Source organism: Prochlorococcus marinus str. MIT 9401 (assembly GCF_000760095.1).
Classification (GTDB): Bacteria; Cyanobacteriota; Cyanobacteriia; order PCC-6307; family Cyanobiaceae; genus Prochlorococcus_A; species Prochlorococcus_A marinus_I.
The window spans coordinates 1-15,744 of sequence record NZ_JNAR01000014.1; the positions used below are offsets into that span (position 1 = coordinate 1).

The 15,744-nt window shown below is 30.5% G+C and carries 17 protein-coding genes, 1 tRNA gene and 1 pseudogene; 5 read left to right on the forward strand and 14 right to left on the reverse strand.

Annotation, left to right across the window (positions count from 1 at the left end):
• From EV01_RS0108930 to EV01_RS03930, 5 genes and pseudogenes are all read right to left on the reverse strand, one after another.
• Positions 1-469 (reverse strand): annotated as a pseudogene (locus EV01_RS0108930) (anthranilate synthase component I); the annotation flags it as partial.
• A 59-nt stretch (positions 470-528) separates the two neighbouring features.
• Complete coding sequence (locus EV01_RS03945; protein ID WP_032517906.1) at positions 529-951, reverse strand: photosystem I reaction center subunit II PsaD; 423 nt, start codon at positions 949-951, stop codon at positions 529-531.
• 110 nt (positions 952-1,061) lie between these two features.
• Positions 1,062-2,426 carry a sensor histidine kinase gene (locus EV01_RS03940; protein WP_032517907.1) on the reverse strand — a complete coding sequence of 455 codons (1,365 nt, stop codon included), beginning with the start codon at positions 2,424-2,426 and terminating at the stop codon, positions 1,062-1,064.
• Positions 2,426-3,694 (reverse strand): rod shape-determining protein RodA, encoded by a 1,269-nt coding sequence (gene rodA / locus EV01_RS03935; RefSeq protein ID WP_032517908.1) that lies wholly within the window; start codon positions 3,692-3,694, stop codon positions 2,426-2,428. Before rodA ends, EV01_RS03940 begins: the two co-directional genes overlap by 1 nt.
• Positions 3,695-3,697: 3 nt before the next feature.
• Entirely contained in the window at positions 3,698-4,768 is a 1,071-nt protein-coding gene (locus tag EV01_RS03930) for an Mrp/NBP35 family ATP-binding protein (RefSeq protein ID WP_032517909.1), read from the reverse strand.
• A gap of 157 nt (positions 4,769-4,925) precedes the next feature.
• Between EV01_RS03930 and hemF the strand changes: the two genes are divergently transcribed.
• The gene (gene hemF, locus EV01_RS03925) at positions 4,926-5,954 is read left to right on the forward strand and encodes an oxygen-dependent coproporphyrinogen oxidase (RefSeq protein ID WP_032517910.1); all 1,029 of its coding nucleotides are present in this window, start codon (positions 4,926-4,928) and stop codon (positions 5,952-5,954) included.
• A gap of 27 nt (positions 5,955-5,981) precedes the next feature.
• Here hemF and EV01_RS03920 read toward each other — a convergent pair whose 3' ends face one another.
• A complete protein-coding gene (locus EV01_RS03920) occupies positions 5,982-6,539 on the reverse strand; it encodes a cofactor assembly of complex C subunit B (RefSeq protein ID WP_032517911.1) in 558 nt (185 codons plus the stop codon).
• 165 nt (positions 6,540-6,704) lie between these two features.
• On the opposite strand from EV01_RS03920, the gene EV01_RS03915 reads away from it, so the two are divergent.
• Positions 6,705-7,340: a ribonuclease D gene (locus tag EV01_RS03915; protein WP_032517912.1), complete on the forward strand. Its 636-nt coding sequence runs from the start codon at positions 6,705-6,707 to the stop codon at positions 7,338-7,340.
• A 3-nt stretch (positions 7,341-7,343) separates the two neighbouring features.
• Here the strand turns inward: EV01_RS03915 and EV01_RS0108935 are convergent, their stop codons facing one another.
• Complete coding sequence (locus tag EV01_RS0108935) at positions 7,344-7,610, reverse strand: hypothetical protein (RefSeq protein ID WP_032517913.1); 267 nt, start codon at positions 7,608-7,610, stop codon at positions 7,344-7,346.
• A gap of 35 nt (positions 7,611-7,645) precedes the next feature.
• The gene (locus EV01_RS09370) at positions 7,646-8,872 is read right to left on the reverse strand and encodes a lipid-A-disaccharide synthase-related protein (RefSeq protein ID WP_241433400.1); all 1,227 of its coding nucleotides are present in this window, start codon (positions 8,870-8,872) and stop codon (positions 7,646-7,648) included.
• A gap of 42 nt (positions 8,873-8,914) precedes the next feature.
• On the opposite strand from EV01_RS09370, the gene EV01_RS03910 reads away from it, so the two are divergent.
• Together EV01_RS03910 and EV01_RS0108945 are read left to right on the forward strand one after the other, a co-directional pair.
• Positions 8,915-8,985, forward strand: a tRNA-Cys gene (locus EV01_RS03910).
• 351 nt (positions 8,986-9,336) lie between these two features.
• On the forward strand, positions 9,337-9,777 hold the full coding sequence (locus EV01_RS0108945) for a hypothetical protein (RefSeq protein WP_032518510.1): 441 nt from the start codon (positions 9,337-9,339) through the stop codon (positions 9,775-9,777).
• 376 nt (positions 9,778-10,153) lie between these two features.
• On the opposite strand, the gene EV01_RS09760 is transcribed toward EV01_RS0108945, so the two are convergent.
• The 3 genes from EV01_RS09760 to purM form a co-directional block, all read right to left on the reverse strand.
• The gene (locus EV01_RS09760; protein WP_193741388.1) at positions 10,154-10,321 is read right to left on the reverse strand and encodes a hypothetical protein; all 168 of its coding nucleotides are present in this window, start codon (positions 10,319-10,321) and stop codon (positions 10,154-10,156) included.
• Positions 10,308-10,952 (reverse strand): hypothetical protein, encoded by a 645-nt coding sequence (locus tag EV01_RS03900; protein WP_032517917.1) that lies wholly within the window; start codon positions 10,950-10,952, stop codon positions 10,308-10,310. Before EV01_RS03900 ends, EV01_RS09760 begins: the two co-directional genes overlap by 14 nt.
• Positions 10,953-11,087: 135 nt before the next feature.
• The gene (purM, locus tag EV01_RS03895; RefSeq protein WP_032517918.1) at positions 11,088-12,131 is read right to left on the reverse strand and encodes a phosphoribosylformylglycinamidine cyclo-ligase; all 1,044 of its coding nucleotides are present in this window, start codon (positions 12,129-12,131) and stop codon (positions 11,088-11,090) included.
• Between the two features lie 98 nt (positions 12,132-12,229).
• Here purM and EV01_RS03890 point away from each other — a divergent pair, with 98 nt between their 5' ends.
• The gene (locus EV01_RS03890) at positions 12,230-13,762 is read left to right on the forward strand and encodes a bifunctional pantoate--beta-alanine ligase/(d)CMP kinase (RefSeq protein ID WP_032517919.1); all 1,533 of its coding nucleotides are present in this window, start codon (positions 12,230-12,232) and stop codon (positions 13,760-13,762) included.
• Between the two features lie 2 nt (positions 13,763-13,764).
• Here the strand turns inward: EV01_RS03890 and EV01_RS03885 are convergent, their stop codons facing one another.
• The 3 genes from EV01_RS03885 to EV01_RS03875 are packed head-to-tail and all read right to left on the reverse strand — an operon-like array spanning position 13,765 to position 15,743.
• Entirely contained in the window at positions 13,765-14,238 is a 474-nt protein-coding gene (locus EV01_RS03885; RefSeq protein WP_032517921.1) for a low molecular weight protein-tyrosine-phosphatase, read from the reverse strand.
• A gap of 32 nt (positions 14,239-14,270) precedes the next feature.
• Positions 14,271-15,032, reverse strand: a complete 762-nt coding sequence (locus EV01_RS03880) for a phycoerythrobilin:ferredoxin oxidoreductase (protein ID WP_032517922.1) — start codon at positions 15,030-15,032, stop codon at positions 14,271-14,273.
• Positions 15,033-15,743, reverse strand: a complete 711-nt coding sequence (locus tag EV01_RS03875) for a 15,16-dihydrobiliverdin:ferredoxin oxidoreductase (protein ID WP_032517923.1) — start codon at positions 15,741-15,743, stop codon at positions 15,033-15,035. It abuts the gene before it with no gap.
• Position 15,744 lies beyond the last annotated feature (1 nt).

The following is a 15,744-nucleotide window of genomic DNA, read 5'->3' on the forward strand; positions in this document are numbered from 1 at the left end:
GATCAAAAAACATCCAGGAACCAAAGGGAATATCATTTTCTGACATTTCATTTATTGGAACACTTGGTTCTATTCGATTTATTAGTTCATAACCCCAAGAGCCATATAACTGTCCAATGGATGGTAAATCATCTAGCAGAGTTGACTTATATTCCTTCGTCCAAGTTTTTAAAATATCAAAAGGATCCCCTTTATGTATTTCAGTTTTTCCATCATTCCAAGTTTTAACAATTTCTTCTCCATTACAAACAGCTTCCCAGAGAGGTTTAGTGGCAACAATACTCCATCTACCCAAACTTTCCCCACCTTCTACGGACTCAAGGAAAACACCGCGTGAATCTCGTGAGGATAATTTCAACCAAGTTGATAATGGAGTCTCTAAATCAGCAGGCCAAGTTTGAGTTATAGGTATAAAATTTTTACCTTCTTTGCAAGCCTTTAAAAAACTATCTTTCTGTGAGCCGATCATACTTGTAATGTCAACCCAAATTATAAATATATTCTTCTTTTATATCAACTTTAAAGAATTTAATCAAAAGTATTCTTAGTTGTAAATTTCAAACCAGCTGGATTAGGATTCTCACCAATTCTTCTTGGGTTATGACCTACTTTTTCTCTGCCTTCATTAACTTTCTCAGGAAAGACTCCATCTTTAGGATGCAAGAATTCAATATCTCCACCCGGAAAAATTCTGTAGATTTTAAACTCCTCAATTCTTGGTTTAAAAGCTCGTAATTGAGTCCCTAGTGCAAGGCATTGTTCTTTTCTTGCAAAATACATTAAATTATCACCTTCATGCATAATAGCGGCGCCACCTGTAGGTAATTCAAATGCTTGTTCTTTCGTACTTTTCCATACAATTGCATATTTTTCTTCGGTTTCTGCTGAGTTTAATAAGCCCCCAGTACTTCCTATATGCTTTGGAAATTGACCAACTAAAGTTTCAGTCATCCTAGATTCTAAGTTATTTATAATAAGAAATTAGCATTCATATTTTACAAATTCATAATTAAGAGAAAAGTTTCTACATTATTTAATAAAAGTAAAAATTATTTCTTAATTTAATTTGAATCTGAAATCGGAAAAAATACTGTCAAACCCGCATCACGCCTTTGTGTGACATGTCCTCCTAAACTAGCTAACAACTTTTGAGTAGCATTCTGACTTAGTTGTAAGCTACCAGTTTGAGGGTTCCAATTTAACACAGGTCCCAAATCGGAACCTTTATCAATTTTTTGGGTTTCTTTATTCTTACTATCTAATTTTTGTACTTTTAATTGAAGTTTCAGTTTTTGACCTGCCGGTCTTAATTCTAAAATTAAAGTACTACCTTCTTTTAAGCCTCTTGTATTTTTATCAATTAATCCCCTTAACATCAATTCTAATTTTTCAGAATCACTCAAAATTTGTGGCAGTTGACTAGGGATATCGATCTTTAAAGAAATTCCACGTCGATTTAATTGTTTATTCCATAGAGGAGAAAGTTTTTTAAAAATTTCAGCTAAATTGATCTTAGCCAAGTTATTTAATGAAGGAACTTCACTACTAACTAATTCTGCCGCATTAAAGATTAAACCGAATCTATCAATTTGTTCGTTACATTCGTTATCTATTTGAATTAAACGATTTCTTATTGATTCATCCATATTATATTTTTTCAAAGTAGAACTTATTAAAGTTCTTATAGTGGCTAAAGGAGTCCTTACTTCATGAGAAATTGCACTCAACAATTTTGCCTCAGTTATTTGTACATTTTTTTTATCATTTTCCAAAAAATTATGAATGTTATGGTTTGGTCCCAATTTGGCCAACTTTGTCGATAATATTGGCCAAAAAATTTTCTCAAATTGATTATTAATATTAAGACTGCCCAAATTATTGATTGCTTTACGAAATTTCACCCCTTCTTCATAATTTTCTTGATTTAATTTCGAATGAATTAATTCAATTGAGATTTTTAAGCTATCTTCATCACATTTCATAAATAGGATTTTCTTATCTTTTTCCCCTGTAATTGATAATATACATTGAAAATTTTGAGTAATAATCATTAAAAATGGTTCATAACCATCTTCTTGACTAAGATTTAAGACTTTGTAATTACTAATAAAATCTAAATCTTTTTTCATCTTAGCCGAATGATCAACTGGCAAAAAACCTGCCTTTTCTTTTTGAAAGTATGGAAACCCCTCCGGCGACCACAACCAGCCTTGAAGTTTATTCAAAAACTTTTTATCATTAAGGGCTGGCAAAGGAGATGCAACCCAAATCCCTCCCTGATGGTAGTGCAGAGAAAGGAACTCTTTTTGAATAACTTCTAAGGAAGCCCACCACATTCTTCTGGAGGTATCATCATCAATATGTATTGTTTGAACTCCTTTAATCAAAAGGTCTTGAATTTTTTTTATAGTAATTTGTGATTCCATCAAATTCTAAGTTTTCTTGAACGTTTCAATATAGATAAGACACATCCAATAGATATAAAATTAATAACTAATGCCGTTCTACCATAGCTCATAAAAGGAAGAGGAATTCCAGTGACTGGTCCTAATCCAATAGTCATAAATAAGTTAATAATTATTTGAAATAAAAAAGTTGCGGCGATTCCAATAACAATTAGAGATTCAAAGTCAGTCCTTGCAATTTTTGCAGTATTAATAAGTTTTCTAATCAAAAAAAAGAACAAAAATAAAACTATCATGCATCCCACAAAGCCCAACTCTTCGCCTAGAGCACTGAATATAAAATCAGTATGTTGTTCTGGTATAAATTGCAAATTAGTCAGTTTCCCTCGTAACAAACCAGTCCCAAAAATTCCTCCAGAACCAATTGCAATTTTACTCTGTATCAAATGATAACCGCCACCCAATGGATCTCTATTGGGATCTAAAAATAAAACTAATCTATCTTTTTGATATTCTTTTAAACCAAATTGCCACATTATTGGTGTCAATTTTGCCACCAATAAATGAAACGAAATAGCGAGAATAGAAAAAATAGTTTTCTTTTGCGAAGATCTATAAGCAAGATATCCTATAAATGGAATCCAGAAAATAAGAAGAGTTGGTAAGTTTAAATATAATATTGAAGTAAAAATACAAAAGATTAATAACAAAATCCACTCTATAGGCATTTGGGACCAATAGAGCATCACAGCAGTCAAAACCAATAAAACTAAAGAGGTGCCTAAATCTGGTTGAAAAAAAATTAATAACCATGGAAGAATAACTACTAAGAAGGGTAATAATAAGTCTCTTAATTTTGAGATTATTTTTTTGTCGAGCACCAAAGCAAGAGTTAATACAGTACTTAATTTTGCGACTTCTGAAGGCTGAAAAGAAAAGATGCCCAGGTTTAACCACCTTTGAGCGCCAGAAACTGAGATCCCAAAAGAAAAAATTAGAAGTAAGGATATTAAAGTACAGAAATAAAATGGGATCAAATACTTTCTAAGTCTCTCTAACGGTATGTAAGAAATAAAAAATGCCAAAAAATAACCTAAAAAACCAGTTAAGATATGATTTGCATAATTTGATACTAAAGAGCCACCCTGAATACTTTTTATTAAAAAACCCGAAATAATAACTAAAAATAAGGGTATTAAAAGTAGTGGAGAGAATAAATATCCTTTACTAAAGTTATCTTTTTTTTGTAAAAAGCTTCTCTTACTTAATAAAGAAATTCTCCTAAACATCAATTATTTAGTAACAAATTGATTTTTAATTAATTGAGCTAAATTACTAAATTCAATAGAACTTTCTTTATTTGGCTGGCTAATTGAGATTGGTACTCCTTTATTGCTTTCATCAACGACAGGAATTTCTATAGGGATTTGAGCTAATAATGGTAAGTCATTTTCTTTTGCTAATGTTTGTCCACCACCTTTACCAAAAATTTCATATTTTTTACTTGGCATATCTGGCGGAATAAATACTGACATATTTTCTACAATTCCCAATAGAGGTACTCCAAGTTGTCTAAACATTGCTAATCCCCTCCTTGCATCTTGCAAAGATACTTGTTGTGGAGTAGTGACGACAATAGCTCCAGAAATAGGAACAGATTGAGAAAGCGATATTTGAGCATCTCCTGTCCCTGGAGGCAAGTCAATAACTAAAAAATCAAGATTATTCCATTCAACTTGGTATAGAAATTGACGGATAATACTATTTAGCATTGGTCCTCTCCATATAACTGGCTGACCTTCTTCTATGAGGAAACCCATTGATACTAATGAAATTCCATATTTATTGATTGGTATTAATCTTTGATCATTACCACTACCTTCTGTAACTTTTGGATTTTGTTCAGCGACACCCATCATCGAGGGAGTATTAGGTCCATATATATCCGCATCCAGCAAACCAGTTTTTAAGCCCAATTTAGCTAGAGAACAAGCGAGATTAACTGCTATGGTACTTTTCCCAACTCCACCTTTACCACTACTAACAGCTATGATATGCCCAATTCCATCAATCTTCTGCAACTCAAGAGCATTACTTTGATTTTGAGATTCTGTTTTGGAAGGATTATTATCTATCTCTATTTGAACATCATCAATATCTTCAAAATCCAGTAATGCTTTTCTAACATCTTGTACAATTCTATCTCTCTGAGAATTTGCAAATGATGGTAATGATAATGTTACGATTACTCTCGGTATAATTACTCTTACGTTCTTAATCCAAGCTAATTCAATTACATTTTTCTTTGATCCAGCATCTAGAACCTTTTGTAAAGCTAAATTCGCATCTTCTATTGTGGTCATTAAATTTTTAAATATTTTGACAGGGTAGTCGACTGTTTAAAAGATTAAGAACTATGTCGAACTATCAAATAATAGGCAATAAGGACCCCTTAAGAGAAATTATAAAGGGAAACTTATAATTAACCAAAAATTTTTTTCTTAAAGATTTTCTAAATACATGCTCAAAGAACCTCCTACAAACTCGAGAGAAAAAACTAAAAATCTCTTATTAACTCTACAAGACAAAATTTGTTCAGGGCTTGAAAATGTAGATGGGAAAGGGAAATTTATAGAAGAATCCTGGCTAAGAGACGAAGGCGGTGGTGGAAGATCAAGAGTATTGAAAAATGGTTCTATTTTTGAGCAAGCAGGAGTAAATTTCTCTGAAGTACAGGGGAAAGAATTACCTCAATCTATAATCTCTCAAAGGCCTGAAGCGAAAGGTCATGAATGGTTTGCTACGGGAACTTCAATGGTGTTGCATCCTAAGAATCCCTATATTCCTACAGTTCACCTGAATTATCGTTATTTCGAAGCTGGTCCTGTTTGGTGGTTTGGGGGAGGTGCAGACTTAACCCCTTTTTATCCTTATCTTTCTGATGTGAGGAATTTTCATAACGAGCATAAAAAAGCTTGTGAGAAAGTTGATAAAGATTTGCATAAAGTTTTCAAACCATGGTGTGATGAATATTTCTGCTTGAAGCATAGAAATGAATCGAGAGGCATAGGAGGTATTTTTTATGATTATCAAGATGGTTCAGGCAATATCTATAGAGGAAATAATCAAAATGGAGAGGCATCAAAAGCTTCAGAAAATATTGGCAAAACTAATTTAAACTGGGATAATTTATTTTCTTTAGCCGAAAACTGTGGGCAAGCATTCCTACCTTCTTATCTGCCAATTGTTGAAAAAAGATCTTCTCAAAAATATACTTCTCATGAAAGAGAATTCCAACTATACCGAAGGGGCAGATATGTCGAATTCAATTTAGTTTGGGATAGAGGGACAATTTTTGGACTACAAACAAATGGCAGAACTGAATCAATATTAATGTCCTTACCGCCTTTAGCTAGATGGGAATATGGATATAAAGCTAAAAAAGGTTCTCGAGAAGAATTTCTTACATCAATTTTTACAAAACCCCAAGATTGGTTAAATGATAGAGAGTTAGAGAAATTCTGTAAAAAGAATAATATTTTTGATTAAAAATTATCGAATTACTTTTAAAGTATCTTAAATAGGTGTTTTAAATAAAGAACCATCACTTTTCAATTGAAGTTTTTCTCCAAGTTCATTTTCTAGAGATATTAATTCATCCCTATGTGCTCTTATTCTCATGAAAGTTGAATCATTTTCATTTTCGTTCATCAACCTTAATTCAAAGTTTTCCTCTCTTGCTGATTTTTTAAAATAAACAATTCCAGACAAAGGGCCACCAATTAATCCCAAAAGAATAGGCCACCAACCCAATTCAGGATATATTTGAATAATTACTAAACCCAAAGCACAAGAACCAAAACCGCCAAGAAAACCTAAAAAAATTGCTAAAAATTTACTAGAAATAACTTGACCCTTGAATATTAAAATTCTTTGTTCAAAATCTCCTCCTGTTTGCTTCCATCCCCTCAAATTGAGCCATTCGCATAAACTATTTAAAACCTTAACTGGCTTCTGAGAAGAGGAAATCTCAACAATGGTTGTTCTATCTTTACTGGAAGCCCTGAGAAAAAAAAATAATCCTACGGCCAAGAGAATTGTTAGCAATAATGTTGAATTTAAGGTATACGACATTAAATAAATTTTTTCTAGTAATTCGAGAATAAAAATTAAAGTTACATCATATTATAATTTTTTAGAATTATTCTGTAAAATGTTCTTACTAGATAAAAATTCTTAATTAAATAAAATCTTTAATAATACTCTAAATCTTAAATTACTTTAAATACTTTTTAAAAAATGACTATTGAAAATAAAAATATTGATCTTCTTCATAGCGATTTAACATCAGATTTATACAATCTTTATAAAAAATCATCCTACCTAGCTATTGATACTGAAGCAATGGGATTAATTCATGGAAGAGATAGACTCTGTTTAGTACAAATATGTAATGAATTCAAAAGGACATCCTGTATAAAAATCGAACTTAATACATCTTCTTCACCTTATTTAAAAGAACTTCTTGAAAATAACAAGATTACTAAAATATTTCACTATGCGAGATTTGATGTAGCAGCTTTAAAATGCAATCTTGGAATTAATACGAAAAATATTTTTTGTACAAAAATTGCTAGTAAGTTGGCAAGAACTTATACAAATAAACATGGTTTAAAGGATTTAATTAATGAATTGTTAGGAATAGAACTTGATAAAAGCTCGCAAAGTAGTGATTGGGGTAGCAACGAAGATTTAACAAATGCTCAATTAAATTATGCAGCAAATGATGTTAGATATTTAATTGAAGCTATGTATAAATTAAAAATTATCTTAGAAAGAGAGAATAGATATGAATTAGCTCAAAAATGTTTCGAAACAGTTTCTGTACATGCTGATTTAGACATACTAAAATTCTCAAATATATTTGAACATTAAGAATCAATCTTCAGTTAAAAAAATATCTTCACCATCAAGAGTTTCCATAAGCTTATCAAGTATTCTCGAAGAACTTAATTTATCTCCATCATTTTTTTCACAAATTTTTAAGACATTTTGCGCCACTTGTATTTTTTCTTGAATAGTTTTCGAGCCTTCTTTAGCAATTTGAATTTCTACTTTCTTCTTAGCGGAAGATAAGCTTATACTCATAAGTTTTGCAATCTCTGCACAAATTTTGAGATATTGCCGATCATTTATTGGATACATAAAAGAATTAATAATTAATAAGCTAGTCCCATTTACTAAGATAACAAATGATTGTTTATAGCATCTGCGATTTTCTTACTTGCTCCGGATTCCCCCATTCTTTTTTTTCCAATTTTCGCTTGTTCTAACCTATTAACTTTTTTTTTCAAAAGGAATTTTAAACGTTTTAAAAGAATTTTTTTATTCTTGCAAACTAAAACACTACCTCCCAATAATCTTGATTGCCTTTTTGCAAATGATTTTGTAAATTGTGGCCCAGGTCCCGGTAGAGAAAGAGATGGAATTCCAAGGCCAGCAATTTGCTCTGTAGCAGTTCCTGCATTGGACAAGCCAACTTCTGCCATACTGGCCCATGAATTAAATTTACCTTTTCCAATCACTACATATTGATCTTTCTTTTTCCATACTGAATCTTCATCAATTAGAAATTTAACTTTACCCTGTTTTATAAAACCATATTTATTTAAATAACTTTGAATTTGAATAACATTCGCGTTAATGCTCAAAGGCAAAAGTATTACCAAATCCTTTGATAAATCAAAATCTTTCAAACAAGTAAGAAAATTATCAAGATTTTTAAGGGCTTCAGGGTATCTACTTCCAACTAATAAAATTATCCTTTTAAAAGAAATAATATTTGATATCTTTTCGTTTGTTGGATTAACAAAATCCATCATTGGATTACCCAAGTATTTTGCATTAATTTTTTTTCTATTCAAATTATTAGCTGTGATTTTATCTCTCATAATTAAATTTTTACATCTTGGAGATTTCATTAGAAAAATTTCCCATGGGTCCCATTCAGAGCCTTTCAATCTATGATAAATATCGCTTAAAGCACGCCCAGGGCCACTACTCCATGTATGGTCACTTTTAGGAGTTCCAATAAAACTGAAGTCGCATCCTGAACTCCATGCGTAAATTAATGGTAGAAAATCTCCTACCGCAATGATTTTAAATTTTTGTTTTGACTTTTGTTTTACAATTAAAAAATTTCGTAAATTATAAATTAAAAATCCAGCTAACAAATCAAGCAAAAATCCCTTCAGACTTTGATTACTAAATCCTCCACTAGGCAACTCTTTTAAATGTCCTATTTTATGAAATTTCTTTGATTTTATTGAATTAAATACATCCCCATTTCCTACTAAAGGCAAAACTTCAATATTATTATTTATTTTTTTTAGTAATATTTTTATTATTTCCGATGCGATTACATCTTCTCCATGTCCATTGCATATAAATAATAGAGAATGAGTCACCTTACTGTTAAGATCATAAAAAGACTCAATTGAATCTTTATCGGCGGCATGGCCAAGTGGTAAGGCAGAGGATTGCAAATCCTTTATCCCCAGTTCGAATCTGGGTGCCGCCTTCATTATTCGGGTTATAAGATTCACTGTAACCCCTTCCAACACTTTGAGTTTTAAATATCTGTTCTTAAATTTCAAAGCATTTTTAGCGGTAGGTGAGTGAAAGGTGAGTCGACCTTTAGCCCTTTTGTAATATTATCCCATGAATTCACCTTACACCTCTCATATGAGAAAAAATATTCCTGAAGAGAATTCAAATTTATTTGAAGAAAATTATCTAATTTTTAATCATTTCATGAGTAACTGTCACATGTGACAGTTGGCAAAGAATAATATCCAAACTTTAAATTTTAAATAAATAATTTATGGTTAAGTCGTGTGAGTGAGTTGCTTAAAATATCTTAATTTTAAAAATGAAAACTCTTATCGCAATTCTTATATTTGGTTCATCTTTTCCAGTAAATGCTTATGAGAGCATTGGAGATCGCAGTAACCGTGAAGCATACGAGTCACAAAAAGGATACGCATACGAGAACAAATGCTTCCGTTATGAGTACAGGGAAAAATATATTCCAGGGAATTCAATGTCGCCTGGTTATGTCAAATCTTATAACGAGAAAGTTTCTATCCCATGCAATAATCATCGCAAAGTATTCAATTATCATCATAAACCTGAACCCCAAACTTCATATGTGAAATATAAACCTGCTCCAAAATGCACTAGTAGTACTACTTTAGGTGGATTGATTGGAGGTGGACTTGCAGCATCTCTATCAAAACGAGACGCATATGGTTGGACTATTCCTTTAGGGGCGGTTTTAGGGGCAGGAATAGGAAATGCTGAATGTAAATAATTTTTTAGAAATTTATTTTAGAAAATTTCACCTGCCCAAGCATCAAAAACAAATTAATTATTTTTCTGGTAGGTGAGTGTTAGGTGAATCAGGCAATCCGCATAAAGTAAGAATGTTATAGCAGCAAGTCTCAAATTTCGTATCCGCCTCGAATATGGGTTCAGCCTTATTTAATTTTTTTAGACATTTAATTATGAAATTTTCGAAGAACTTAAATTTCAAATAATAAGGTAAAAAGTTTCAATTACCTAGTTATATATAGAAAAAACATTCTTTATTATTGCTAAATTCTACCTTATATATTGATTGATAAATAAGATTTAATAGATTTATTAGTTCTTTTTATCAGATAATTTATATACTCATTTTAACTAATTTAGTAATCACTATCAGCTACGCACATTCCTAAACATCTAACACCATTAGATGCAGTCCTTTTGCAGTGATTACATAAAATAGGATCTTTATTTGAAGAAAGACTAATTTTTAAATTATTTTGTTCCTTTAAACTTTTTAACTCTTCTGTCAAATCAAATAGAGTCATTATTGGAATCATCACTCGAATCGATACTAACAACAAGTGAAGCATTTGTGTTGGAAGAGGGTATATCCATTATTTTTACAGTTTCTTTGGGCTCATCGATAATTTGCTTTTCTTCAGCGCTCTCATCAACTGAACATGCTTCAAGAGCCTCTCGAAGTAGAGAATCAAAAGTTGCTCCAGGCAATCTATGTCTAGCCACCTCAAGAAAAGTTCTCGGTAAGGATTCAGACGCAGCATCTCTTAAGGCAGGATTATTTTTTCTATGTTCTTGTTCTTCTTCTATAGATTTAATAAACCTAAGTGTGACATCTCTTTTGGTAGAGGCTTTTATCAAAGTATCATTTTCAGGGTTGCCAATATTAGGCTCATTTTCAAGATCACTAAGCCTCTTCTCCAAGCTATTTAAAACTTCATTAGCTTCTTTACTAATATGCGCTAATTGACCATCGGACAAATTCGGTAAATCAGCTACGAAAACTTTCCCATGGTCCCGTAGTGTCAAAAAAGTAGGTCTTGGACCTTGTGGTTGTCTACCATTCAATTCAGAATTATTACCTATTGGTCTTTTCGGTGGTGTAGGGCCAGCTGAACTTCGTCTACGCGTAATTCTTTGATTATTTGCAAAAGGCATTGAATAAAAGGTTAAATCTTAATACTTAAACTTCCGACATTATTCGAAGGTGATTTTATTATATTACACCTAACTTTTTCTTTTGTGTATAAAAAATAATTTTTTAAAACTCATTTTAAAAAATATGAAAAAAATTTAGGTTAGGATTTCTGGCAAAAATTTACTCATTGTTAAATTGTTTTTACGAACTATCTTTCCAATCTCCCAACTATCTATATCGTGATCTTTGCAGACATTTAAAATTGCGTCTTTATATTGTTTATCAATAATTAAACAAAATCCTACTCCAAGATTAAAAGTGTTCCAAAAATCCTTTTCAGGAATCGTGCCTTTCTCTTTTAAAAATTTAAATAAAATAGGAATTTCCCAAGAATTTGTATTGATATAAGGAATAAAATCAGAAGGAATACATCTTGGTAGATTCTCTGGAATTCCTCCACCAGTAATATGAGACATTGCTTTAATTTCTATATTTTCAGATAAAATTTGGTGTATCACATTATTGTAAATTTTTGTAGGTTTCAATAATTCATCATAAAAATTTAAATGAGAAACTTTTTCAAATTCTTTATCTATTAAATTATTATTTTGAATTATTTTTCTTACTAAACTAAAACCATTACTATGGACTCCATTACTTTTTAAAGCAATTATTAAGTCATTTTCAGATACGTTTTTACCATTAATAAGCTTATCCTCGTCAACTATTCCTACACAAAATCCTGCAAGATCATACTTATTTTTTGAATAAAATCCTGGCATTTCGGCAGTTTCTCCACCTAGTAATGAACATTTATTTTCTCCGCAACTATGGGAAATGCCCTTAACAACCTGCAATAATTTTTCCTTATCAAGCTTACCAGTAGCAATATAATCAAGAAAAAATAAAGGTATTGCACCGCTGGTAATAATATCATTCATACACATGGCCACTAAATCAATACCAACCTCAAAGTGAAAGTTTTTAATTTGGGCTAGTTCTAATTTTGTTCCAACACCATCAGTTCCTGAAACAAGAACTGGTTTTTTAAAACTATCAACAGGAATTCTAAACAAACCTCCAAACCCACCAATACCCTCAATCACATTAGATGTATGAGTTCCTTCAACTGCCTGTTTAATTTCAGAAACAAATTCTCGCCCAGCTTCTATATCAACACCTGATGTTTTGTAATCCATGAAATAAAAATGATAGACTTTCCCTATATAGATATTCCTCCGAAGATTGCTTTTGTCCAGTAATTATTTATCAAATAGATTTATTTTTTAAAAAGAAAGTGAAGAAAGTAATTATAAGGAAAACTGAAGAAATAGAAAATTGGAGAAGAAATATAAATAGTGAAATTAACTTTATTCCAACAATGGGTAATCTTCATAATGGACATATAAAACTAATATCGACAGCAAAAAATGATAATTCTAATATTAATTTAGTAAGTATTTTTGTTAATCCACTTCAATTTGATAACAAGTTAGATTTCGAGAATTATCCTCAAACAATCGATGATGATATAAAAATCTCCTTTGAAAATGGTGCAGATGCCGTCTTCATCCCAAGTACCGCAGATATATATCCACCGGATAATAAAAACATTAGCTTTCTCAAAGCCCCTTTAGAACTATCTTCTGCATTATGTGGATTAAATAGAACTGGTCATTTTGATGGCGTTTGCACAGTAGTTTATAGATTACTTAATCTCATCAAGCCAAAAAATCTTTACTTAGGAGAAAAAGATTGGCAACAATTGTTAATTTTAAAAAATCTTGTCCTAACAAAAAAATTAGATATTTCTATCAAATCTATTCCTACACAAAGAGATTTTGATGGAATTCCTTTAAGTTCTCGTAATATACATTTATCAAAAAATGAAAGGAAATTTATTAAATTTTTTTCAAATGAGTTATTACAAGCAAAAAAAAATTTTCAACAAGAAAAAACAATCAGTTTAAAAGAAATGATTAGAAAGTTGTCGGCAGAAAAAATTTCAATCGAGTATTTAGAACATTTAAACCCTCATACCCTCCAAAAAGCAAGAGTTGAGGATAATATTTCGTTACTGGCTGGTGCGATAAGATGTGGAGAGACTAGATTAATAGATCACGTTTTTCTTATGAAAAGAAGGCCGATTATTGCAATTGATGGCCCTGCTGGTTCAGGTAAAAGTACCGTAACAAAGTTAATAGCAAAAAAACTTAAACTTTTATATTTAGATACTGGAGCAATGTATAGAGCATTGAGTTGGCTATTAATAAAAGAAAATATTGATTATAAAAAAGAAAAAATATTGCAGAATATTCTTAAAAATATTTCTATTGTGTTCAAGTCAAATGAAAATTCATATCAAGATGTGTTTATTAATAAATACCGTGTGACTGAAGAGATAAGATCGCAAGAGATCAATTCGATCGTTTCTAAAATTTCCTCGATAAAAGAAGTAAGAAAATTCTTAGTAGAAGAACAAAGAAAACTTGGCGAATCAGGAGGACTTGTAGCTGAGGGAAGAGATATAGGAACTACTGTTTTTCCTGATGCAGAACTTAAAATATTTTTAACTGCTAGTATCGATGAAAGAGCAAAAAGAAGAAAATCTGATAAAAATAGTAAAGACTTACAAGAAATAGACCTTCATACATTAAAAGAACTTATAAAGAAAAGAGATTTTGAAGATTCCAATAGGGAAATTTCACCTCTAATAAAAGCGAATGACGCAATAGAAATTATTACGGATGGATATTCAATTAATGAGGTAGTAGATAAAATTATTGATCTTTATAATGACAAGATTCCTAAAGAGACTGAGATCAAATAAAATCAATAAATACTCTCTAAAAAACCCTTTACGGAGTCTTCTAAAATATCAAGGACATAATCGAAGCCCTCATCACCTCCAAAATACGGGTCAGGAACTTCTTTCTCATTAAAAACTGATCTAAAATCTTGTATTTTTTTAATTGATGCAAAATTATTTGAAGCTGTTCTATTTTTAAGATCTTGAATACTTCTAAAATTTGAGTCGTCCATCGCAAGTATATAGTTAAATTTGTCAAAATCTTTGCTAGTAATTTGACGAGCCCTGCTTAAGATATTTATATCTCTTCTCTCTGCCGCAATTCTCATCCTAGAGTCAGCTTTTTTTCCAATATGCCAACTCCCAGTTCCAGCAGAATCTATAATAAAGCCATCGGTTAATCCTTTCCTTTCGAGTAGACGTATAAAAATAGCTTCCGCTGCGGGAGACCTACAAATATTTCCCAGACATACAAAAAGAACAGAAATTTTTTTCATATGATTTCAAATTTCCATAAATTATAAGACTTTTAAGTAGTAAATAAAACTTCTTTAATTAAAGATTCAGTAAATTCTTTACCAAACAAACTCGACAACATTGGCCTTGCTGGATCGTTATCTCTTCTATATTTCAAATAATTATTTTGGCCATTTTTTAATTCTTTTTGCAGTTGCATATTGGCTTCTTTGCTTTCGAAAAGAATTTCCAAATACAAATCAAGATATTCCTTAAATGAGGTATAAAGATGATTAGCAATCAAAAAATCACTTCTTTCTTCTTTTGGTAATTTTGACCAGATTACTCCGGGAGAAAAAAATCTAGCTACATCTGGAGACATTTCTTCAGCTAATGGGAGTGATGAATGACAATGATTTTTGAGTTTTATAAGTTTTTCTATTAACTCATTATTAAATTGATTTTGTATTTTTAATGAAGGCTGAAAATCTAATACTAATAAATGACTATTAGGTAGAGAAACAAAATCTACTCCAAAAAATGGAACATTATAAATTGTATTAGGAATAATTAAAAAATTTAAAACAGAATAATTTGGACTATTTATACACACGACTCTTGCAAATTGAATTCTTTTTTTATGCGTTACACCCCAAGTAGAAAGATTCACATTTTTTTTTGATTTTTTTGAACCATAAGTTGAGTCTTTATAAGAATATTCCGAGGGTATTATTTTTTCTAAACAGTTTTTTTTAATTAAATTATTAGTTAAATATTTTAGAAAATTATGCCATCTCCAATCTGGAGTGTAAAAAATAGTATCTTGGATTAACATTCAATAAATAGTTTCTTTATTTAATGTAAAAAGAAATTTATTGATAAATTTTTTTGTCCATCTCTCTCCAAAAAATGATTTAAACAATTTATCTGCAGGGTCTTTTTCAAAACTATACTTATCATATTTAATTTGATTAATCTTTATTTCTTCTGCATTTAAAAATTGATTAACAGGATTCGATTTATAAATCTTCAAATAATTATTTACAAATGAATAAAATATATTATTTAAATCTCTATCAAGATTTAATTTATTTCCTCTACATATAATCACCCATGGCGAAAAATACTTTTTTGAATCATATATATTTTTCATTTTATTATTATCAAATGCAGAATATTTTTTCTTTAAACTACCTAAACTTGAACAATATTTTTCAAGATACTTGCCTTCTTGAATTAAAGGTTGGTAATCAAGTATTGCTAATAACTTTTGAGAGGTTCCAAACCATAAAATATCAGCTCCCAAAATAGGCATTTCAATATCGAAATTTGGATATGCGACCGTATTAAACACTTGCAGTTTTGTGCCACCATCTAATCTTGTTATTCGCCACTTTCTATATTCAGGAGATGAAAAAAGCCAATTTTTAATAATATATTTTGAGTCTTCATTATGATGTTCTTTGAATTCGCTTGATATATCTACCTCATGACCATTTAATTCATCAATATTTGTTTTAAGGAAATCAACTAATGAATCAAACATA